The 19,676-nt window shown below is 64.1% G+C and carries 17 protein-coding genes; 9 read left to right on the forward strand and 8 right to left on the reverse strand.

Annotated elements, in window-relative coordinates:
- Nucleotides 1–2 precede the first annotated feature (2 nt).
- Both ACYG9Y_RS16200 and ACYG9Y_RS16205 read left to right on the forward strand, forming a co-directional pair.
- Nucleotides 3–671 carry a lysophospholipid acyltransferase family protein gene (locus tag ACYG9Y_RS16200; protein WP_023740090.1) on the forward strand — a complete coding sequence of 223 codons (669 nt, stop codon included), beginning with the start codon at nt 3–5 and terminating at the stop codon, nt 669–671.
- Between the two features lie 20 nt (nt 672–691).
- Nucleotides 692–1,621, forward strand: a complete 930-nt coding sequence (locus ACYG9Y_RS16205; protein ID WP_023735450.1) for a phosphatidate cytidylyltransferase — start codon at nt 692–694, stop codon at nt 1,619–1,621.
- Between the two features lie 10 nt (nt 1,622–1,631).
- On the opposite strand, the gene ACYG9Y_RS16210 is transcribed toward ACYG9Y_RS16205, so the two are convergent.
- The 6 genes from ACYG9Y_RS16210 to ACYG9Y_RS16235 all read right to left on the reverse strand — a co-directional run bounded on the left by ACYG9Y_RS16210 (nt 1,632) and on the right by ACYG9Y_RS16235 (nt 8,540).
- Entirely contained in the window at nt 1,632–3,239 is a 1,608-nt protein-coding gene (locus tag ACYG9Y_RS16210) for an FGGY-family carbohydrate kinase (RefSeq protein ID WP_023740091.1), read from the reverse strand.
- Nucleotides 3,240–3,372: 133 nt separating this feature from the next.
- A complete protein-coding gene (locus ACYG9Y_RS16215) occupies nt 3,373–4,101 on the reverse strand; it encodes an SDR family oxidoreductase (RefSeq protein WP_023735452.1) in 729 nt (242 codons plus the stop codon).
- 28 nt (nt 4,102–4,129) lie between these two features.
- Nucleotides 4,130–5,389: a sugar ABC transporter permease gene (locus tag ACYG9Y_RS16220; protein ID WP_023672500.1), complete on the reverse strand. Its 1,260-nt coding sequence runs from the start codon at nt 5,387–5,389 to the stop codon at nt 4,130–4,132.
- Nucleotides 5,386–6,210: an ATP-binding cassette domain-containing protein gene (locus ACYG9Y_RS16225; RefSeq protein ID WP_023715131.1), complete on the reverse strand. Its 825-nt coding sequence runs from the start codon at nt 6,208–6,210 to the stop codon at nt 5,386–5,388. Before ACYG9Y_RS16225 ends, ACYG9Y_RS16220 begins: the two co-directional genes overlap by 4 nt.
- 152 nt (nt 6,211–6,362) lie before the next feature.
- Entirely contained in the window at nt 6,363–7,427 is a 1,065-nt protein-coding gene (locus ACYG9Y_RS16230; RefSeq protein WP_023672498.1) for an ABC transporter substrate-binding protein, read from the reverse strand.
- A gap of 228 nt (nt 7,428–7,655) precedes the next feature.
- Nucleotides 7,656–8,540, reverse strand: coding sequence for an AraC family transcriptional regulator (locus tag ACYG9Y_RS16235; protein ID WP_023672497.1), 885 nt, complete (start codon nt 8,538–8,540; stop codon nt 7,656–7,658).
- A gap of 309 nt (nt 8,541–8,849) precedes the next feature.
- Between ACYG9Y_RS16235 and ACYG9Y_RS16240 the strand changes: the two genes are divergently transcribed.
- The 4 genes from ACYG9Y_RS16240 (at nt 8,850) to ACYG9Y_RS16255 (ending at nt 12,727) form a co-directional block, all read left to right on the forward strand.
- On the forward strand, nt 8,850–9,911 hold the full coding sequence (locus tag ACYG9Y_RS16240; RefSeq protein ID WP_023747844.1) for a maleylacetate reductase: 1,062 nt from the start codon (nt 8,850–8,852) through the stop codon (nt 9,909–9,911).
- A gap of 302 nt (nt 9,912–10,213) precedes the next feature.
- Nucleotides 10,214–11,095, forward strand: coding sequence for a metal ABC transporter solute-binding protein, Zn/Mn family (locus ACYG9Y_RS16245; protein ID WP_023740093.1), 882 nt, complete (start codon nt 10,214–10,216; stop codon nt 11,093–11,095).
- A gap of 26 nt (nt 11,096–11,121) precedes the next feature.
- Nucleotides 11,122–11,916 carry a metal ABC transporter ATP-binding protein gene (locus tag ACYG9Y_RS16250; RefSeq protein ID WP_023735454.1) on the forward strand — a complete coding sequence of 265 codons (795 nt, stop codon included), beginning with the start codon at nt 11,122–11,124 and terminating at the stop codon, nt 11,914–11,916.
- On the forward strand, nt 11,900–12,727 hold the full coding sequence (locus ACYG9Y_RS16255) for a metal ABC transporter permease (RefSeq protein WP_023740094.1): 828 nt from the start codon (nt 11,900–11,902) through the stop codon (nt 12,725–12,727). The genes ACYG9Y_RS16250 and ACYG9Y_RS16255 overlap by 17 nt, the downstream gene beginning before the upstream one ends.
- Before the next feature lie 686 nt (nt 12,728–13,413).
- Here ACYG9Y_RS16255 and ACYG9Y_RS16260 read toward each other — a convergent pair.
- The gene (locus ACYG9Y_RS16260) at nt 13,414–13,767 is read right to left on the reverse strand and encodes a cupin domain-containing protein (protein WP_023672492.1); all 354 of its coding nucleotides are present in this window, start codon (nt 13,765–13,767) and stop codon (nt 13,414–13,416) included.
- 461 nt (nt 13,768–14,228) lie between these two features.
- Between ACYG9Y_RS16260 and ACYG9Y_RS16265 the strand changes: the two genes are divergently transcribed.
- Entirely contained in the window at nt 14,229–16,184 is a 1,956-nt protein-coding gene (locus tag ACYG9Y_RS16265) for an acyltransferase family protein (protein ID WP_023749546.1), read from the forward strand.
- Nucleotides 16,185–16,234: 50 nt separating this feature from the next.
- Here ACYG9Y_RS16265 and ACYG9Y_RS16270 read toward each other — a convergent pair whose 3' ends face one another.
- Nucleotides 16,235–17,227: an HNH endonuclease gene (locus ACYG9Y_RS16270; protein WP_023740096.1), complete on the reverse strand. Its 993-nt coding sequence runs from the start codon at nt 17,225–17,227 to the stop codon at nt 16,235–16,237.
- Between the two features lie 244 nt (nt 17,228–17,471).
- Between ACYG9Y_RS16270 and ACYG9Y_RS16275 the strand changes: the two genes are divergently transcribed.
- Together ACYG9Y_RS16275 and ACYG9Y_RS16280 are read left to right on the forward strand one after the other, a co-directional pair.
- The gene (locus ACYG9Y_RS16275) at nt 17,472–18,746 is read left to right on the forward strand and encodes a DUF763 domain-containing protein (RefSeq protein WP_023689001.1); all 1,275 of its coding nucleotides are present in this window, start codon (nt 17,472–17,474) and stop codon (nt 18,744–18,746) included.
- Nucleotides 18,747–18,884: 138 nt separating this feature from the next.
- The gene (locus ACYG9Y_RS16280) at nt 18,885–19,661 is read left to right on the forward strand and encodes a COG3904 family protein (RefSeq protein WP_352497217.1); all 777 of its coding nucleotides are present in this window, start codon (nt 18,885–18,887) and stop codon (nt 19,659–19,661) included.
- Nucleotides 19,662–19,676 lie beyond the last annotated feature (15 nt).

A 19,676-nucleotide genomic window follows, 5' to 3' on the forward strand; every position in this document is an offset into this window, starting at 1 on the left:
CCATGACAAAACTTCACCTGCGCGCCAACACCTTCACCTTGCTGCAGACGGTGACGTCGGTCGGCCTGTCGGCGGCGGCCTGGGTGGTAACCGGCGTCAGACCAATCTGGAACGGCAGCCAGCCGTCGGAGCGGCAGCGCATCTACTTCGCCAACCATGCCAGCCATGGTGATTTCATCCTGCTGTCGGCTTGTCTGAGCGAGAAGGTGCGCGCCCGCACCCATGCGATCGCGGCGGCCGAATATTGGGGCAAGTCGCGGCTGCGCCGCTTCATCGCGCAGGACATGCTGTCGTCCGTGCTCATCCACCGGCAGTGGACCGACGAAACGCAACACCCGATCTCGATCATGCTGTCGGTGCTCGACGACGGCCACTCGCTGATCCTGTTTCCCGAAGGCACTCGCAACACGACGGAGGCGGATCTGCTGCCGTTCCGCTCCGGCCTCTACAATCTGTCGATCGCGCGGCCCGATGTCGAACTCATCCCGTGCTGGATCGAGAACATGTCGCGCGTGCTGCCCAAGGGCCAGTTCCTGCCGGTGCCGCTTCTGTGCCGCGTCGTCTTTGGTCCGCCGGTGGCGATCGCGCCCGGCGAAGAACGCCGCACCTTCCTCGAGCGCGCGCGCCAGACGCTGCTGTCGCTCAACCCGCGTCCGGATCGAGACGACTGATGCCACTCACGCTTCCACCGATGCATGAAACCGTCATCCTGCTGGTCGGCCTTGTCTGCGTGCTGACCACGGCGAGCGTCATTGCCGGCATCCTGTCGTGGCGGGCGCCGAAGCCGTTGCCCTCGACGCTCGTCAACTTGAACCAGCGCATCAACGCCTGGTGGGTGATGGTGCTGGCGATCACCGTCGCCTTCTTCTTCGGCCGCACCGGCATGACCATCCTGTTTGCGCTGATCTCGTTTGCCGCGCTGCGCGAGTTCGTGACGCTGACGCACAGCCGGCGCAGCGACCACTGGGTGCTGCTCGGCATGTTCGGCATCATCATTCCCTTCCAGTACTGGCTGGTGTGGACCGCCTGGTACGGGCTCTTCACCATTTTCATCCCCGTCTACTGCTTCCTCTTGATGCCGGCGGTCACCGCGCTCAACGGCGACACCGAGCGCTTCCTCGAGCGCGTGTCCGCGCAGCAATGGGCGGTCATGATCTCGGTCTACTGCGTCAGCCATGTGCCGGCGCTGCTGACCCTCAACGTGCCCGGTTTCGAGGGCCGCAACCTCCTGCTGATCGCCTTCCTGATCATCACCGTGCAAGGCAGCGATGTGCTGCAATACATCTTCGGCAAGCTGTTCGGCCGGCACCTTCTGTCGCCTTCCGTCTCGCCGTCAAAGACCTGGGAGGGGCTGGTCGGCGGGCTGGTGGCATCGAGCCTGCTCGGTGCGCTCTTGTCGTTCCTGACGCCGTTCTCGCCGCTGGCGGCGGCAGGCGTCGCCTTCATTGCCTGCCTGATGGGGTTCCTCGGCGGGCTGGTGGCGTCGGCGATCAAGCGCGACCAGGGGGTCAAGGACTGGGGCCACCTCATCGAAGGCCATGGCGGCATGATGGACCGCGCCGACAGCTTGGTCTTCGCCGCGCCGGTGTTCTTCCACATCGTCCGCTATTTCTGGACGTGAGCGAAGCCGCTCAATCGCGGATCGCGCGGCCCGCCTGCTGCAACAGTTCGAAGGCGGCGAAGCGCTTGTCGTGCCAAGGCACCAGATCGCCGCCGGCCGGGCGATAGATGTCGCCGATGCGCGACATGCCGGTCATCGCCGCGATCACATCGGGATATTTTTGCGCCGCCACCGCCGCCAATATGGACGAGCCGAGCAGCACCGGTTCGGGCGAGGTCGAACCGGCGACGGTCAGGCCTGTGGTGTCGGCCAAAAGCTGACGTACCAGCGCGCTTTGCGCGGCACCGCCGCTGACGACGATGGTGTCGATGGCAATGCCTTTGTTGGCCATCGCCGCAAGGATCTGGCGCACGCCGTAGCCGATGCCCAGCAGGCCGGCGACATAGAGCGCGACCAGACTGTCGAGGGACGTGTCCGTGCCAAGCCCGGCGATCAAGGCCTTGGACTCAGGATCGGCGAAGGGCGAGCGGTTGCCGAGGAATTCCGGCACGACATGCAGTCCATCGGCCAGGTGCGCTACGGCGGACAGGTCGGCGGACTGCTTCGCCGCCTGCTGACCAAGCCAAGCGGTCAGGCCGAGACCTTCCGCCTTGGCTTTTGCGGATGCCTCAGCCGTGGCCGGATGGAAAGCGACGAGGTGGTCGATTGCAGCACCCGCCGCCGATTGCCCGCCTTCATTGAGCCAAAGCCCCGGCACCATCGAGGAAAAATACGGGCCCCAGACGCCGGGCACGAAGGCCGGCTCGCTGGTGCTGGCCATGGTGCAGGCCGAAGTGCCGAACACATAGGCCATGCGCGACTGCAAGGTGCCGACCGAGCCCTGCCCGCCAACCGTGCCGACGCCGCCGGCATGGGCATCGATCAGGCCGGCCGCAACCGGCGTTCCCGGCAGCAGGCCGAGATCGGCCGCGGCGGCCTCAGTCAGGCCTTGGGCAAGTGCCGTGCCGCCTTCGACGATTTCGGTGCCGATGCGGGCAAAGCCTTCATCGGCGAGCGCGCCGAGGCCGATGGCACGGAAATAGGCATCGTCCCAGCGCCGCTCATGACCGAGATAGGTCCATTTGCAGGTCAGCGTGCAGATCGAGCGCGCCAGGCTGCCGGTTGAGCGCCAGGTCAGATAGTCCGTCAGGTCGAAGAAATGCTCGGCCGCATCGAAGGTGGCGGGCAGGTTCTCGCGCAGCCACAGCAGCTTCGGCGTTTCCATTTCCGGCGAGATGGTGCCGCCGACATAGTCGAGCACGGCGTGCTTGCCGGCATTGATGCGCTGCGCCTGGTCGAGCGCGCGGTGATCCATCCAGACGATGATGTTGCGCTGACTGTCGCCGGAACTGCCGACCTGCAACGGCGCGCCGTCCTTGCCGACCACGACCAGCGAACAGGTGGCGTCGAAGCCGATGCCGGCAATGTCGCGCCCAGCGAGCCCCGACTTGGTCACCGCCTCGCGCACGCTGGCGCAAACCGCACGCCAGATGTCCTCGCTCGACTGTTCGGCGATTTCGCCGGGCTCGATGAACAGAGCGATGTCGCGCTTCGCCGAGGCAAGCATGGTGCCCTTGCTGTCGAACACCCCCGCCCTGGCACTGCCAGTGCCGACGTCGATGCCGAGGAAGTGGGACATGGGAAACCTCAGAAGTTAGGCAGTAGGCAGTAGGGAGTAGGGAGTAGGGAGTAGGGAGTAGGCGAGATGGTCGGCAGTGAACGGCCAGTTGCAAGAGCCTCTCCCCATTCCCTACTGCCTAATGCCTACTGCCTCACAAATCATTGCTCTGCGGCAGGATCACCAGATCCCGGATAGTGACATTTCTCGGCCTAGTCAGCATGAACAGCACGGCTTCGGCGACCTCGACCGGTTGAATCAGGCCGCCCTTGGCCAGTTCATCCTCAAGCTTGTCCTTCGGCCAGTCGCTGATCAGCGCTGTCACCACCGGCCCCGGCTGCACCGCGCCGAGGCGCAGGCCGTGCGGGGCGACCTGCCGGCGCACCGTGTGGACGAAGGCCTGCACGGCATGCTTGGAGGCGGTGTAGATCGGCTCCCAGACCACCGGCACCAGTCCGGCGATCGAGGACGTCACGATGATGTCGCCGGTCTTTCGTTCGACCATATGCGGAAGCACGGCGTGTATGGAACGGAACACCGCGTTGATGTTGAGGTTCAGCATGCGGTCCCACACATCGGGGTCGCCTTCGAGCACCGGGCCTCCGACATAGGCGCCGGCATTGGCGTGGAAGATATCGAGCTGGCCGGCCTTGTCCAGGATTTGCGGCATCATCGTCGCGACGCTGGCCGGCTCCATCAGATCGATCACCAGCGGGATCGCGTTGGGACCGAGTTCGGTGCAGACGCTTTTCAGCGCGTCGGCGGCGCGGTCGACGAGCACAACGCGAACGCCGGCGGCAATCAGCGCTCTCGCGCATTCCAGGCCTATGCCCGACGCGGCGCCGGTGATCGCCGCGACCTTTCCACTCAAATCCTGAGCCATTCTATCCTCGTATCGATTGCGGTTGCGTTCAGGCGCGGCCGTGGGAAACCCGCGAGCGGCGTGCCAGGGAGTCGACGATGACCGCAATTGCCAGAACGGCGCCGGTGATCATGTAGCGAAGCGACGATGACAGATCGAGCAAGGTCAGCCCGCTGGCGATCGACTGGATGACGATGATCCCGAGCAGCGCGGAATAGGCGCTGCCACGGCCGCCAAACAGGCTGGTGCCGCCTATGACCGCCGCCGCAATGGCGTTGAGGTTGACGTCGCCGGTGCCGGCCTGCTGGCTGGCAGAGGCCAGCCGCGCCGCCGACAGCACGCCGCCGAGGGCGGCGAACATCGAGCACATGACGAAGGCGCTGAGGTAGATCGAGCGCACCTTGATGCCGGCGCGGCGCGCCGCTTCGCGGTTGCCGCCGACGGCGGTCATCGAGCGGCCCCATTGGGTGCGGGTCAGCGCATAGTTCATCGCCACCACCAGGCCGACGAACAGGCCGAACATCCACGGTATGCCGCGCGCCTGGTTGAGATAGCCGACGATCAGTTCGAGCAGGATGGTCAGGGCGGCGACGCGCACGATGAGGCCGCCGACAGATGGCGCCGACAAATTGACGGCCCGGCGGCGGCTGACGGTGCGCAGGCCGCTGATCAGCATGACGATGCCGGGCAATGCCGCCAGTGCATAGGACAGCCAGTCCGGCATGACCAGCAACTGGCCGAAATTCACCAGGTTCGAGCCATAGGGCAGATTGATCGAGCCGGTGGAGCCCAGAATATACAGCTGCAGGCCGAGCACGGCGAGCAGGCCGGCGAGCGTCGAGACGAAGCTTGGCATGCCGAGCCGGTTGAACAGCAAGGCATAGAGCGCGCCGATGAAACCGCCGACGGCAATTGCGGCGAGGATGGCGAGCGCCACCGGCCAGCCCTGGTTGACCCACAGCGTGCCTACCATGGCCGAGGCAAAGCCGCTGATCGAGCCGACCGACAGGTCGATCTCACCGACCATCAGCACGCAGACGATGCCGAGCGCGATGACGCCGACGGTCGAGCAGTCGAACAGGAGATTGACCAGATTGCTCGACGAGACGAAGACCGGATTGAGGGCGGTGAACACGCTCCAGATGATGACCAGGCCGACGATGACCGGCAACGAGCCGAGGTCGCCGGAGCGGACGCGGTCGAAGAAGGCGCTGATGGCGCCACCAACGCCGGCCTGGTGCTTGACGCGCACGTCGCTGCGGTCGAGGGCCGTCGACGAGGAGGTGTCCTGCTTGGGCTCCGCGCTCATGGCCGCTGCTCCTGATTGTTCGCTTGTTCGGCGGCCTTGCGCCGTTCGGCGCGGCGCGACACTGCATTGTTGGCGGCGCCGGTGATGGCGCTGACCAGTTCCTGGTTCGAGGCGTCGGGTTCGAAGACGCCGTTGTTGCGGCCGAGCCTGAGCACGACTATGCGGTCGGCGACGGCGCGCACGTCCTCCATATTGTGACTGATCATCAGCACGCCGAGCCCACGCTCGCGCACCCGGTCGATGAGGTTCAGCACTTCCGCCGTCTGGGCGACGCCAAGAGCGGCGGTCGGCTCGTCGAGCAGGATGACCTTGGGGTCGAGCAGCAGCGAGCGGGCGATCGCCACGGTCTGGCGCTGGCCGCCGGACAGCGAGGCGACCGCCTCGCGGACGCTTGGAATACGCGCCGACAATTCGTTGAGCAGCGTCCAGGCGCGAATTTCCATCGCCACCTCGTCCAGCCGCAGCGGGTTGATCTCCTTGCCGAGAAAGATGTTGGCGACGACGTCGAGGTTTTCGCACAGTGCGAGATCCTGGAAGACGGTGGCGATGCCGAGCGTCAGCGCGGCGCTCGGGTCGGGCATCGTCACTTGCCTGCCGCGGAAATTGATGGTGCCCGAGCTCGGCTGGTGGACGCCGGCCAGAATCTTGACCAGCGTCGACTTGCCGGCGCCATTGTCGCCGACCAGCGCCACCACCTCGCCGGCATGGACATCGAGATCGATATCGGTGAGCGCCGAAACGGCGCCGAAATTCTTCGAGATGCCGCGCAGGCTGAGCACCAGCTCGCCTGCCGAAACCGGTCCGTCAGAGATGTCAGACATGGTGGCAAACCTTTCCGGATGGGCGGTCAAGAGTGACTGCGAACTTCCGGCCACCGCAAGGGCGGCCGGAAAGCAGGATCAGGATTCTAGGTCATCCTTTTATGCATGTCGTTATCCCAAAACCGCTGCGCACTTTTGGGCGACCTGCATTGTCACTTTGTAATGCCGAGCTTCTTGCAACCTTCGGCGTAGCGGTCGACGCAAAGCTCTTCGGCGGTGTTGATCTTCTTGTCGATGATCTCGGCCTTTAGGTTTTCCTGCGTCACCACCGCCGGCGTGAACAGCTGCGAAGGAGTGTCGTAGAGGGTCATTTCGGCCTTCGGCGTCTCGCCCGACAGAAGCTGGACGGCGACGTTGGCGGCAGCCGCCGCAACGATCTCGCTCGGCTTGGAGATGGTGTTGTACTGATCGCCGGCGATGATCAGCTGCAGGGCGGCGATCGTCGCGTCGTTGCCGGTCACCGGCGGCACCGGATCGACACCGGCGGCCTTGAAAGCGGCGATGGCGCCACCACCGGTGCCGTCATTGGCCGCAACGACGCCGACGATCTGCGTGGAGAAGCGGGTGATCTGGCCGCTTGCCCATTGCTGCGCCTTCGGCGGCGCCCATTCCGGCGTGTCGTATTCGGCAAGGATCTTGTAGCCGCTGTTGTCGAGGCTGGAATGGATGCCCTTCTTGATCAGCCCTGCGGCCGCGTCGGTCGGCGATCCGTTGATCTGCAGCAGGCCGCCGCTGGCCGGGTCGACCTTCAGCGCCTTGAGGTGTTCGACGAGCGAGTCGGCAATGGCCTTGCCGATGCCTTCATTGTTGAACGAGACGTAGAAGTCGGCAGGTGCGGTCGGGATCGGGCGATCATAGGCGATGACCTTGACGCCCTGGCTCTGCGCCAGCTTGACCAGCGAGGCGGCGGCGGTCGAGTCGACAGGGTCGAGCACGATCGCCTTGGCGCCCTGCGAGATTACCGAGTTGAACTGCTGCTGCTGGCGCGAGGCGTCGGCATCGGCGTTCTGGTAGATCACCTTGCAGCCGGGGCAGAGTTTTTTCATCTCGGCGACGAAGCCGGGATAGTCGTGCTGCTCGTAGCGCGTCGAGGCCTGGTCGGGCATCAAGAAGGCGACCGTGGCGTCGGTAACCGGGGCGGCAAAGGCAGCGGTGCCGCCAAGAAGAGACAGAGTGAGCGCAATGGCTCCCGTCGATTTCCAGGCAAATCTGGTCATTTTGATAGCTCCGTTTCAAGGAATGGTTTCATGAAGCCCTGGACACCACATGGCGCCGGGCCTTGACTGCAGTCGGCTGTTGCGAGGAACAACGGAGCACTTGATCCGTGCTGCGCATCCCCTTGATATCCCTGGATTTCGGGACAAGCGATCTCCAGCACGGGGCGCCTCCAACGCACCCCGCGTTCTTACCTCAGTAAACGTCTAGGCTCCTCCCGGTCCTCCCTGTTAGGCGGCAATCTCCGCGCTGATGTTTTCCGCCAGCAGGGCCCTGAAGCGCGAAGGCGACATGCCTTTCTGGGTCAGGAACTGGCGGTTGAAATTCGAGATGTTGTTGTAGCCGGCGGCATAGCAGATCTCGGTGATCGGCATGTCGGCCTCGCTCATCAGCAGTTGGCAGGCGAGGTTGATGCGCAACCGGTTGACATACTGCACCAGCGCCATGCCGGTATGGCGGCGGAAGCTGCGCGAAAACGCGCTCGGGCTGCGGCCGGCGATCGCCGCCAGATCGCTTTCGCTGAACGGCTCGGTCAGGTTGGCGTTGATATAGGCAAGCGCCTTGTTGACGCCGGCCGACATGAAGCCTGAGGGATCCGGCAGATAGCTGGCGCTGGTGAGCGTCCGCACATCGGCGGCGCGGCTCAGAATATCGATCAGTTCCATGAACAAAGCGATGCGGCGAACGCCTTGCGCTTCGACCAGTTCGGCCAGCACAGGTGCGGCGAGCTTGGCGGTAGCGGTGGAGAACAGCGCGCCGCGGCGGCTGAGCTCGAGAATGTTTTCACAACCGGCAAGTTCCGGCAACGCGGCGGTGGCGTCGGCAATGAACTCTTGCGAGAACTGCACGACGCGGCCGCGCAGCGGCACGCTGGCGCCTGCCGGCACGTCGCTGACCCAGTTGTGCGGCAGATTGGGTCCGGTGAGCACGAGATTGCCGGGCTCGAACTCGCCGATGAAGTCACCGACGAAATAATGGCCCGTGGTGGCGACGACGTGATGGATTTCGTATTCGGGATGGAAGTGCCAGCGCACGGTATGGAAGGGGTAGCCGTGGGCCCAGGCCTTGAACGACTCGCCGCGTCTGATCTGGACGACTTCCAAGTCCGGATTCATGTCAGTTCCTCCCGGCGCCGGTCCGGTCGTGCGACCAGTTGCAGTGCCCTCTCCCGCAGGCCGCGTTTGCCGCTCTCTGCAGTGATCGAAGCTTAGGCGGCAATTCATGCAGCCGCCACCACGGTGTGTCCACCTCACTGATACTTTTTTGACGTTTTTGTGGTCAAGGCGATACGTTTGCGAGTACGCGGGAGAGATCAGGCCCCGCTTGCGAGACGGTGACGACGCAAACGATGTCGTCGGCAGCGAGAGCTGGTCGCTCGATTTCGGCTCCGTCACAATGATAGTATGCAAAGGGAGCGGAGCGGCATGACAAGGACGTTCACCTATTCCGGCAGCCCTGGGCATATTGTCTTCGGCAATGGCGCGTCGTCCGAGGTGGGCACCTGGATCGAAAAGCTCGGCTGCAACCGCGCGCTGGTGCTGTCGACGCCGCATCGGGCTGCCGACGGCGAGGCGCTTGCCAAGTCCCTCGGCGCGCTGGCGGCCGGCACCTTTTCGGGCGCCGCCATGCACACGCCGGTCGAGGTAACCCAAACGGCAATGGCCAAGGCGACCGAGGTCAAGGCTGACTGCGTTGTTGCGCTTGGCGGCGGCTCTACCACCGGTCTCGGCAAGGCGATCGCCTGGCGCACCGACCTGCCGCAGATCGTCATCCCCACCACCTATGCCGGCTCGGAGGTGACGCCGATCCTCGGTCAGACCGAGAACGGCGAAAAAACCACAATGCGTGACGCAAGGATCCTGCCGGAAGTGGTGATCTACGATCCAGAGCTGACCGTCGGCCTGCCGATAGCGATGAGCGTCGCGTCAGGACTCAACGCCGTGGCGCACGCGGCCGAAGCGCTTTACGCGCAGGATCGCCATCCGATTTCCACCCTGATGGCGAAAGAAGGATTGCGCGCCATGACGGCGGCGCTGCCGGTGTTGACCAAGGAGCCTGGAAATATCGATGCACGCAGCGATGCGCTTTACGGCGCCTGGCTGTGCGGTACGGTGCTCGGCGCCGTCGGCATGGCGCTGCATCACAAGATCTGTCACACGCTGGGCGGCTCTTTCGACATGCCGCATGCCGAGACCCATGCGGTGATGTTGCCGCACACGATCGGCTTCAACGCCGTCGCGGTGCCCGATTTGTTGAAGCCGGTCGCCGACTTGTTTGGCGGCAGTGCGGGCGGCGGTCTCCACGATTTCGCCAAGGCGGTCGGCGCGCCCCTTACATTGAAAGAACTTGGCCTCATGCAGGCCGATCTCGACCGCGCCGCTGAGATTGCGACCAGGAACCCATACTGGAATCCGCGGCCTTTCGACCGCGCCGCAATCCGCGCCCTGTTGCAGGACGCGTGGGAGGGAAGGCGTCCGCAAAACTGACGGCAGCAAGCAAGGAACTTACCCGCCGCGAATTCATCAGGATACCGCCACGACCGGTGTGCTCGCGGCGGCCTCGCGGTGCCGGCGATCGCCTGCCCTTTCGCATATAGCCGACAGGCATGAGTGGCTCCGCCTGGTCGGCGCAGGCCGCTCACGCTTTTGTGCGCGTGAAAAACTGCGCGGCTCGAAAAGCCCATTGACATCAGCCGTGTTTTCGACGCAAACGTTATATTGTTACTGTTATACAGTTACACAGCCCGCCTCTCCGGCGACATACATTTCAGACTGCAAGGAGACCACGGATGCGTCGCATTCCCTTTCTCGCCGCGCTGCTCGTCGCGGTGCCGCTTTTGACCGGCACGGCTGCCCGCGCCGAAGACAAGCTGACCATCGTGGCGGCCGAGAATTTCTATGGCGACCTTGCCCGCCAGATCGGCGGCAGCAACGTCGCCGTCACCAGCATCCTGGCCAATCCCGATGACGATCCGCATCTGTTCGAGACCAGCCCGTCGACGGCGCGCACCATCGCCGACGCCAAGATCGTCATCTATAACGGCGCCGACTACGATCCGTGGATGGACAAGCTGCTGTCGGCCTCGACAGCCAAGGATCGCACGACCATCGTCGCCGCCGACCTGATCGGCAAGAAGTCGGGCGACAACCCGCATCTGTGGTACGACCCGGCGACGCTGCCGGCCATCGCCAAGGCGCTGAGCGCCGATCTTGCCAAACGCGATCCGGCCAATGCAGCGCATTACGAGGCCAATCTCAAGGCATTCCAGACCTCGCTCGAGGCCATTGACAAGGAAATCGCCGACGTCAAGAACACCTATGCCGGCACCGAGGTGACGGCTACCGAGCCGGTCTTCGGCTACATGGCGGAAGCGCTCGGCCTGAAAATGCTGAACTACGATTTCCAGGTGGCTTTGATGAACGATGCGGAGCCGAGCGCCACGCAGGTGGCGGCGTTCGAAAACAGCCTGAAGGACGGCTCGGCCAAGATCCTGTTCTACAATTCGCAGGTGACCGACGAGGCAACGACAAGGCTGCTCGACATCGCCAGGCAGAATAAGGTCACTGTCATCGGCGTCACCGAGACGGAACCGGCGGGCCAGACGATCCAGACCTGGTTCCGCGGCCAGATCGACGCGGTCCAGAAGGCGCTCGCCGCCCGCACACAATGAATGTGACTGCGAATGAATGTGACTAAATGAACGCAATCGAATTCGACAAGGTCACGCTGACCTATGGGGGACGCCGGGTTTTATCCGACGTCTCCTTTTCTCTACCGCAAGGCGCCTTTGTCGGCCTGCTCGGCGCCAATGGCGCCGGCAAGACGACGATGCTGCGCGCCATTCTCGGCCTGATCAAACCGGCCGGCGGCGCCATTTCGGTGCTTGGCAAATCGCCGACGCGCGGCAACGCCGACATCGGCTATATGCCGCAGGCGCGGCGCGCGCTTGGCGATGTCGGCGTCAGCGGCCTCGACTTCGTGCTGAGTGCCGCCGGCGGGCATCGCTGGGGCTGGCCCGTCGCATCGGCTGCCGAGAAGGAGGCGGCGTGGAAGGCACTTGAAGAGGTGGGCGCCGGCAGCCTCGCGCGCCGTCCCTTGGGCGAGCTTTCCGGTGGCGAGCGCCAGCGCATCCTGATTGCGCAATCGTTGATCGGCAATCCGCAACTGCTTTTGCTCGACGAGCCGCTGATCAGCCTCGATGCGGGCCATCAGCGCGCGATCATCGACCTGGTGCACGACATCGGCGAGCGGCTCGGCATTGCCGTGCTGTTCTGCTCGCACGAGATCAACCCGCTGCTGCGCGCCGTCGACCGCGTGCTCTATCTCGGCAACCGCAAGGCGGCGATCGGTTCCGTCGACGAGGTCATCAGCGGTCCGGTGCTGTCGAAACTCTATGGCACGCATATCAATGTGGTGCGGGTTGCCGGCCGCATCTTCGTCATGGCCGACGATGTCGAACTGGAGAGCGGGGCGCATGTCCACGATCTTTGACTATGAATTCATGCGCAACGCCTTCTATGCCTGCACCATTGTCGGCATCGTTTCGGGCGCGGTCGGCTATTTCCTCGTGCTCCGGGGCCAGACCTTCGCCGGCCATGCGCTCTCCCATGTCGGCTTTCCCGGTGCCACCGGGGCCGGTCTGATCGGGCTGTCGCCGTTTCTCGGCCTCACGGTGTTTACCGTCGCCGCCGGCATCGGCATCGGCCTGCTGGGGGAGCGCGCGCATCGCGACGTCGCCATTGGCATCGTTTTGACGCTGTCGCTCGGCCTGGGCTTGCTGTTTCTGCATTTCTACACCGCCTTCGCCTCCCAGGCGACCAACGTGCTGTTCGGTAATGTGCTGGGCATCAGCCTGCGCACCGTCATCGTGCTTGCGGTCCTGGCAGTGGCGATCCTCGCAGCTCTTGTGCTGATCGCGCGCCCGCTGCTGTTCGCCAGCCTGCAGCCGGAACTCGCCGAAGCGCGCGGCGTGCCGCTCACTCTTGTCTCGACCCTGTTCATGGTGCTGGTCGCCGTCGCCACGTCCGAGGCGGTGCAGATCGTCGGCGTGCTGCTCGTCTTCGCGCTGATGGTGGCGCCTGCAGCCACCGCGCTCAGGCTTACCAGCGGCGTCGGAGCCGGCGTGCTGACGTCCATCGCGCTTGCCGTGATCATCGCCTGGATCAGCCTGACGCTCGCCTTCCTGACCGACTGGCCGACGAGCTTCTGGATCACGGCGCTGGGCGCGGCGGCCTATGTCGTCAGCGGCATCGTCCGGCGCCCGTCGGTCCGAGAGACTCAGAGCGCCGACGCCGGCCCCTGAGGCTTGCCCTCCGGCAGGTCGATCGGGCGGGCTGCAAAACTGACGTCAGGGAAATACACCCAAAAAAAGTCCGGTCTACAATCCGGCTCCTGAAACGTTCAGCCGCGAAAGACAAATTCATCCAATCGCCTAGATCGCGACCTCTGTCGCGCCAAAGGGCCGCTCCGGAGCGGCCGGAACACCCGGAAAACCGCCATTTCAAGCGCATTTTGTAGCGGCGAATGGCGTCCGCGCGGCCGGTTGGAAGCTGGCCGGGAGGTGCAAAGGCGACCCCCCGCGGCCATCGCGGGCGGCGTTGACAGACCGCGGTGCTGCATGCGTATAGCAAGCCATGGGTCACGCCATGGCCGTGGCGGTTGAGACGGGGCTGGGGGGTTTCGTAACAACAGCATTGACGGCCCGGCGCCGGACGGGCGGCATGCACTCTCGAAGTGCGCCGCTCGCTCTTGGCTGACGCGCCGGCGACCCGGCAGCAGTCCTGGCCTGCGTTATCTCGACCAGGCTCCGCAGAACGCCATCGTCTCAGCTTTTCGATCCGCATCGGTTCGAAGCGAACGAGGTGACGCCCTCTTAACCGATATTCGCTTCGCTACGTCCCCCTCCCCTGCTGGGCGAGGGGGACGCTGGCGATGAACCGCGCCGGCCGAGGTGTATCGGCACCGATCAGGCAAGCCTGACGACGTCGATCAAGCAAGCTTGACGACGAAGTGCTTGGTTACCGGCTCGATGATCTGCCAGGTGCCCTTGAAATCGGCTTCGACCACGAACGCATCGCCCGGACCGACCTCGACCGGCGTGCCGCCATCGGGCGTGATGATGATGCGGCCGGCGATCATGTGCACGAACTCATAGTCGGTGTAGGTGGCGTGATAAGTGCCGGGCGAGGCCCGCCAGGTGCCCGACAGCACCTTGCCGTCGGCGGTGGTGTGCTGCACGGCGGTCTGCATGGTCGGCCGGCCCGCCACAACGATCCAGCCCGGTAAGTCGCCGCCCTCGGCATGCTCGACAGCGCCGAATTTGAAAATGGTGGTGTTGGTCATGGGAGGCTCCGTTTGAATTGCATGGCTGCCGGTTGGATAGCCGATGCGTGTGACGGGGGCAACGCAAGGGCCGACCCCGGATGTCGGAGATTTGGCGAAGGAGGCGGGGACCTAATCTCCCCCATCGAGGGGGAGATGTCGCCGAAGGCGACAGAGGGGGTCGCCGCGCGTGGAGCGCCTGCCTTCACTTGCAGGATTGGGCCGAGTCCGGTCGAACCGACCCCCTCTGGCCTGCCGGCCATCTCCCCCTCAAGGGGGGAGATCAGCGGCGTCGCCTCCTCCAATGTTGCACTGCGTTAGATTTGTTGCATTGCGATATCGACCCATAGGGCGGAGTCTTGGTCCGACTGTCAACGGTTGCAGCGCCGTGTCCCGTTGGGCGCAAAGCTGCCGCACGTATGATCCCGGCGCGATCGTTACTCGCCGAGGCGGGGTCATGCACCAGCACGAGGTGGCAAATCGTGTCAGCATCGTTCCGGCCCGATATCGAAGGACTGCGTGCCTTGGCGGTGGCAGGCGTGATCGCCTTTCATTTCGGCTTCACCGGCCTGCCCGGCGGCTTCACCGGCGTCGACATCTTCTTCGTCATCTCGGGCTATCTGATCACAAAACACCTGCTTGCCGAAATCACCGAGACCGGGCGGCTCAACCTGTGGCGCTTCTATGCCAGGCGCGCTCGGCGGCTGTTGCCGGCGTCGCTGTTCGTCATCCTCGCCACACTGGTGGCCGGCGCCTTCATCCTGTCGCCGGAGGAACAATCGCTCTATTCCAAAGGCGCCATGTTCGCCTCGGCCTACATGATCAATCTGTGGCTGATCCGCTGGTCGTTCGATTATTTCGCCGCCGATACGGCCAGCAACCCGTTTGTCCATTTCTGGTCGCTGTCGGTGGAGGAGCAGTTCTATGTCGCCTGGCCGGCGCTGCTTGTGCTGGCGGCATGGCTGCGCCCCGGCAAGCGCGGCGCGATCCTGGTGATCGGCATTGCCGGCCTCGTCTCGTTCGCCGTCTGCGCGTGGCTCACCACGGTCTCGCAGCCCTGGGCCTTCTATTTCTCGCCGCTACGCGCCTGGGAGTTCGCCGCCGGCGGGCTGGCCAGCATGGTGCCGCAGCAAGTCTGGCAAAACCGCCCGCGGCTCGCCACGCCGCTGGCGTGGCTCGGCCTAGCGCTGATTGCCGGCGCCTATCTTTCCTTCAGCGACGAAACGCCCTTCCCGGGTTTCCTCGCCCTGGTGCCGGTGGCCGGCACCGTGCTGTTGCTGCTGGCAGGAGCGGCGCACGCGCAGCAGGAGAGCGCTAAGAAAAGCCCGATCGAGGCACTGGCGCTGGCGCCGCTGCAATGGGTCGGCAAACTCTCCTACTCGCTCTATCTCTGGCACTGGCCGGTGATCGTGTATGCCACGATGCTGACGCCGGAACTTTCGCCGCTGCAGCGGCTCGGCTGCTTGGCGCTGACGCTGGCGCTGTCGGGGTTCACCTATCATGTCATCGAAAACCCGATCCGCCGCAATGGCTGGCTGATGGCCAGTGCGGCGCGGGCGCTGGTGCCGGCCGTCCTCCTGACCGGCACCGGCGTCGCAGCCGCCTACGCCAATGCCAGGCTTGCCGTCCACGATCTGGACCCTGAGCAGCGCAGCATTGCCGCCAGCGCCGCGCAGCCGTCCACGGCGCGCGCGGCCGGCTGTATTCTCTCCTTTGAGACGGTGACGCCGAAGGCCTGCGTGTTCGGCAACAAGGACGCCGGGCGCTCGATTGCGCTGTTCGGCGATTCGCATGCCGACCACTGGTCGACGCCGCTGATCGAGGCGGCGGCCAAGAACAATTATCGCCTCGTCACCTATCTCAAATCGTCCTGCCGTGCCTCGCGGGTGACGACCTGGAACTGGCGGCTGAAGCGCGACTACACCGAATGCGACCAGTGGCGGGAGCAATCGGTCAAGGACATTATCGCGTTGCACCCGCACATGGTGGTGATCTCGGAATTCTCGATCGGCAATGTGATGAAGGAATCGCCCGAGGAACTGAAGCACGCCGATTGGAACGAGGAGTGGAAGGCCGGCCTGCGCTGGACGCTGGCGGCATTCAGCCGGGCCGGGATCAAGGTCGCGGTAATCCGGGACGTTCCCTACAATGGAAGCTATGCCGACAAATGCGTGGCGCGGGCGCTGTGGCGCGGGCAGGTGCCTGAAGTCTGCGACACGCCGAGGGACGCGGCGGCGAACGACGACATCGCCGCGGCCGAGCGCGACGTCGTGCGCAGCGTGCCCGGCGCCACCTATGTCGACCTGACCAGCCAGTTCTGCGACGCCCAAACCTGCCACGTGTTCATCAACGGCCAACTCGCCTTCCGCGACCGACACCACCTGGCGACGCCATTTGCTGAATCACTGGAGCCGGTCTTGGAGAAGGCGGTGTTTTAGGGGGCGGCGAGGTAGGGGGACCTGACGGCTGACCGCTCAGTTGATGCGAGCTATGCCACAAACACATCCTCTCGATGGTGAGCGAGGTAAGCCTGCTGCGGCGGGGTGAACGTGCTAGTGCGCCAGACGGCGGGGGCTTCGGCAAAGCCGAAACTCTGCATCACCAATTGCTCGAAACCGAGCCGCCGCAAATCAGTCTTGTCGACGCGCTGGGATATGAGGACCTGCCCGCTATCTTCAAAACTGATGAAGCCACGGTCAAAGAGGTGGTCGGCATCAGGCGTGAGGAGCAGCCCGTTCATGGCGTCCAAGCGCTCCTGCGCGGAAGCGCATAGGCGCCAAGGCTTGATGTGGCTTGCAATCAGCAACGAGGGATTGGTGACCCCTGTGAGTCGGCACGAGCGCTCCATGGCTTCGACATTGGAACGAAATTTACCTTGGCCGCGACGAGCTTGAATGACGCTCGTCTTTACAGTGTCCTCGAGTTGGAGGTCGTCTCGGATACGGCGCTCAACGACGTCCTCTAAAATTTCATTGACGACTTCGAAAGTGAGACTGTTTGCGCCACCACGCCTCAGAGCTTCGCGGTCGAAAGCTGTACCCGCGACAATGGTGTGAAACACCTCTTGCGATACGCTCGCGAGATAGGCGTTTTGACGGCCTGATCCGGAGTTTGGGTCGATGGGCGAGTATCGGGGAGGCAGAAGCGGACCCAATTCGCCAATTATGTCCGACGGGCGCACCGTCGGCAGGAGCGGCGCCCAATACACCGGGAGAAGCCAACCTTCCTCGTTCCAATTGGCTCCAGTGTTCTTGAACTCCGGTGGTTTCGGTGCTGTGAATGCAAACTCCGCTACCCGACCAATATAGCGCACGGCTTGACCGAAAAAAGACAACACGAGGTCACCAGGTGTCGCCCGACGCATATTTTTGTAGAACTCGCTGCGTGCCCCATTCTTCTGAGTTTTGGGCGACCAGAGATATTGCCCGTCGATCTCTTGGCAGGCGGTCTGACTGTGATTTACCCACCAGAATTGCGACATCGTTTTTGATTTTAATAGTTGCCGTCGGCTGGGTAAGCTCTATTCGAGACCTGTCTCGCCTACAAGCATGGAGCCGACCTTATTGCCAGGTGCGACAGGCGGCGTAACTGCATCTTTCGGCGAGACGCCAAGAAGAGCGTAGGGCGACGATAGTCGCCGCCCCCACCCCACTTGCAAATCGCCCCCCAAATGCCATCTAGATCACAGGCGCACCGCCGGTGCGCCTTAGCCACGGAGCTTTCACTTGACGCAGCGAAGCGGCAGTGCGGATTTGCCGCTGCATGGCGGGCGGGTTCCGAAATGGCTGGGCGATCGCATGACGCGGCTGGGCGCTGTGCTGTGCGAGGCGATCATCCATCACTATGGCCGCGACGAGCTGTTGCGGCGGCTGGCGCATCCGTTCTGGTTCCAGTCTTTCGGCGCCGTCATGGGCATGGACTGGCACTCCTCGGGCATCACCACCTCGGTCGTCGGCGCGCTGAAGCGCGGGCTGAACCCGATGTCGCGCGAGCTCGGCATCCATGTCTGCGGCGGGCGCGGCGCGCATTCGCGCAAGACGCCGCAGGAGCTGACCGCGATCGGCGAACGCGTCGGCATCGATGGCGCGGCACTCGCCACCGCCAGCCGCCTGGTCGCCAAAGTGGACAGTGCGGCCGTGCAGGACGGCTTCGACCTCTATCTGCACGGCTTCATCGTCACCGACGACAGCCGCTGGGTGGTGGTGCAGCAAGGCATGAACGGCGACAGCCGCCAGGCGCGGCGCTATCACTGGCTGTCGGAAGGGCTGACAAGCTTCGTCGACCAGCCGCATGCGGCGATCGAGGGCGAGCGGCAGGGCGAGATCGTCAACCTGACCGACCATCGCGCCGCGCCGTCACGTAGCGGCCAGATCGACCTGTTGAAGACCATGAGCCCGGAACGGATCCTCGACGAGCTTGCCGTGCTGGAGCCGCCGCCGAAAGCAGCGCCTGCGAAACCGGCGGCGCAGCCGATGCTGCCCAATCTGGTGATGCCGGCGCATCACGACGTGCGCGAGAGCGACATCGTCATGCACCGGCTGCACGGCAACATTTCCGCCGCCATCGAAAGCGGGCCGGCCGACTTTCCCGAGCTGCTGCTGGTGCCCGGCGTCGGCGCGCGCACGGTGCGGGCGCTGGCCATGGTGGCGGAAGTGGTGCATGGCGCGCCCTGCCGCTTCTCCGATCCGGCGCGCTTCTCGCTCGCCCATGGCGGCAAGGACCGCCACCCCTTCCCGGTGCCGCTGAAAGTCTATGACGAGACGATCGCGGTGCTGAAATCGGCCGTCGGCAAGGCCAAGCTCGGCCGCGAGGAAGAGCTCGGCGCGCTGCAGCGGCTGGATGGCGAAGCGCGGCGGCTGGAGCGCTACGTCACCGGGCCAAGCCTTAAGGAGATCGTCGCCGGCGAGTTCGACCAGTCGCATCTGCTTGGCGGGCGCAGTGTGTTCGGGTGGGAGGGGGCGGCGGAAAGCGACGACGGTTCAGACAGGGGCCGCCAGTAGCTGCCTGTCCATCATGCAGAGATAGTGCGCGGCCCATAGAAACACGTGCTGGGCTTGTTTTGATAATGCTTGCAAAGACCCATTTCTCAAGTGATGCTCTGCCAGGCGAGGCTCGGCATGAAGACATTCGCATGGACGTTGGTTTTCGTGCTGCTGGCGATTGGCGGCGCGATCGCCCAAACGACGCCTGAGCCTGCCATACTGGCATATACACCGCCGATGCACTTCGTCGTTGTACGCAACAGCACGCCAGGATGCGAGCCGACATGCCCGGAATGGATTTCGGCGGAAGGTCACATCGTGGCCGGCACGCCAGCTTTGCTGAAGGCTTTGCTGAAAAAACTCGGCCCCCGCAAATTGCCTTTGGCGTTGAATTCCCCGGGCGGCGAGACCGATGCGGCGATGGCGCTTGGCCATATGATCCGCGCCAGCGGGCTCGACACGATGGTTGGCAAGACGGAGTTCTCCGAATGCGCGCCAGACACAAAAGCCTGCGGGCCGGGCGACCTCCGCTTCGGCGTCGCCAACCCCGTCGGCGCAGTCTGTTCGTCAGCTTGTACGATGGTTCTTGCGGGCGGCGTACGGCGCCTGGCAGACAGCCGCGCCTTTGTCGGCATTCACCGGATCATGCTGCCGGCCGCCAAGAAAATCCACGGCAAGAAGACCATCGTCCTCGTTCCGATACCCAAATGGTATGAACGCAAGGTCGACAGCTATTTCACCGAGATGAAAGCAGGTTCGTGGATCGTATCGGCCATGCAAAAAATACCCGACGACAGCATACGATACCTCGTGACATACGAACTTTTGGACCTGAATCTGATAACCGAAACCGGTCACGGCGACACGCGCACCTCCATCGATATCTGCAAGACCACGCCGCCGGCGGGCAACTGCCGAACGGTCAGGCAATAGGAATAGCGGGCCACG

Source organism: Mesorhizobium sp. W050, assembly GCF_054719535.1.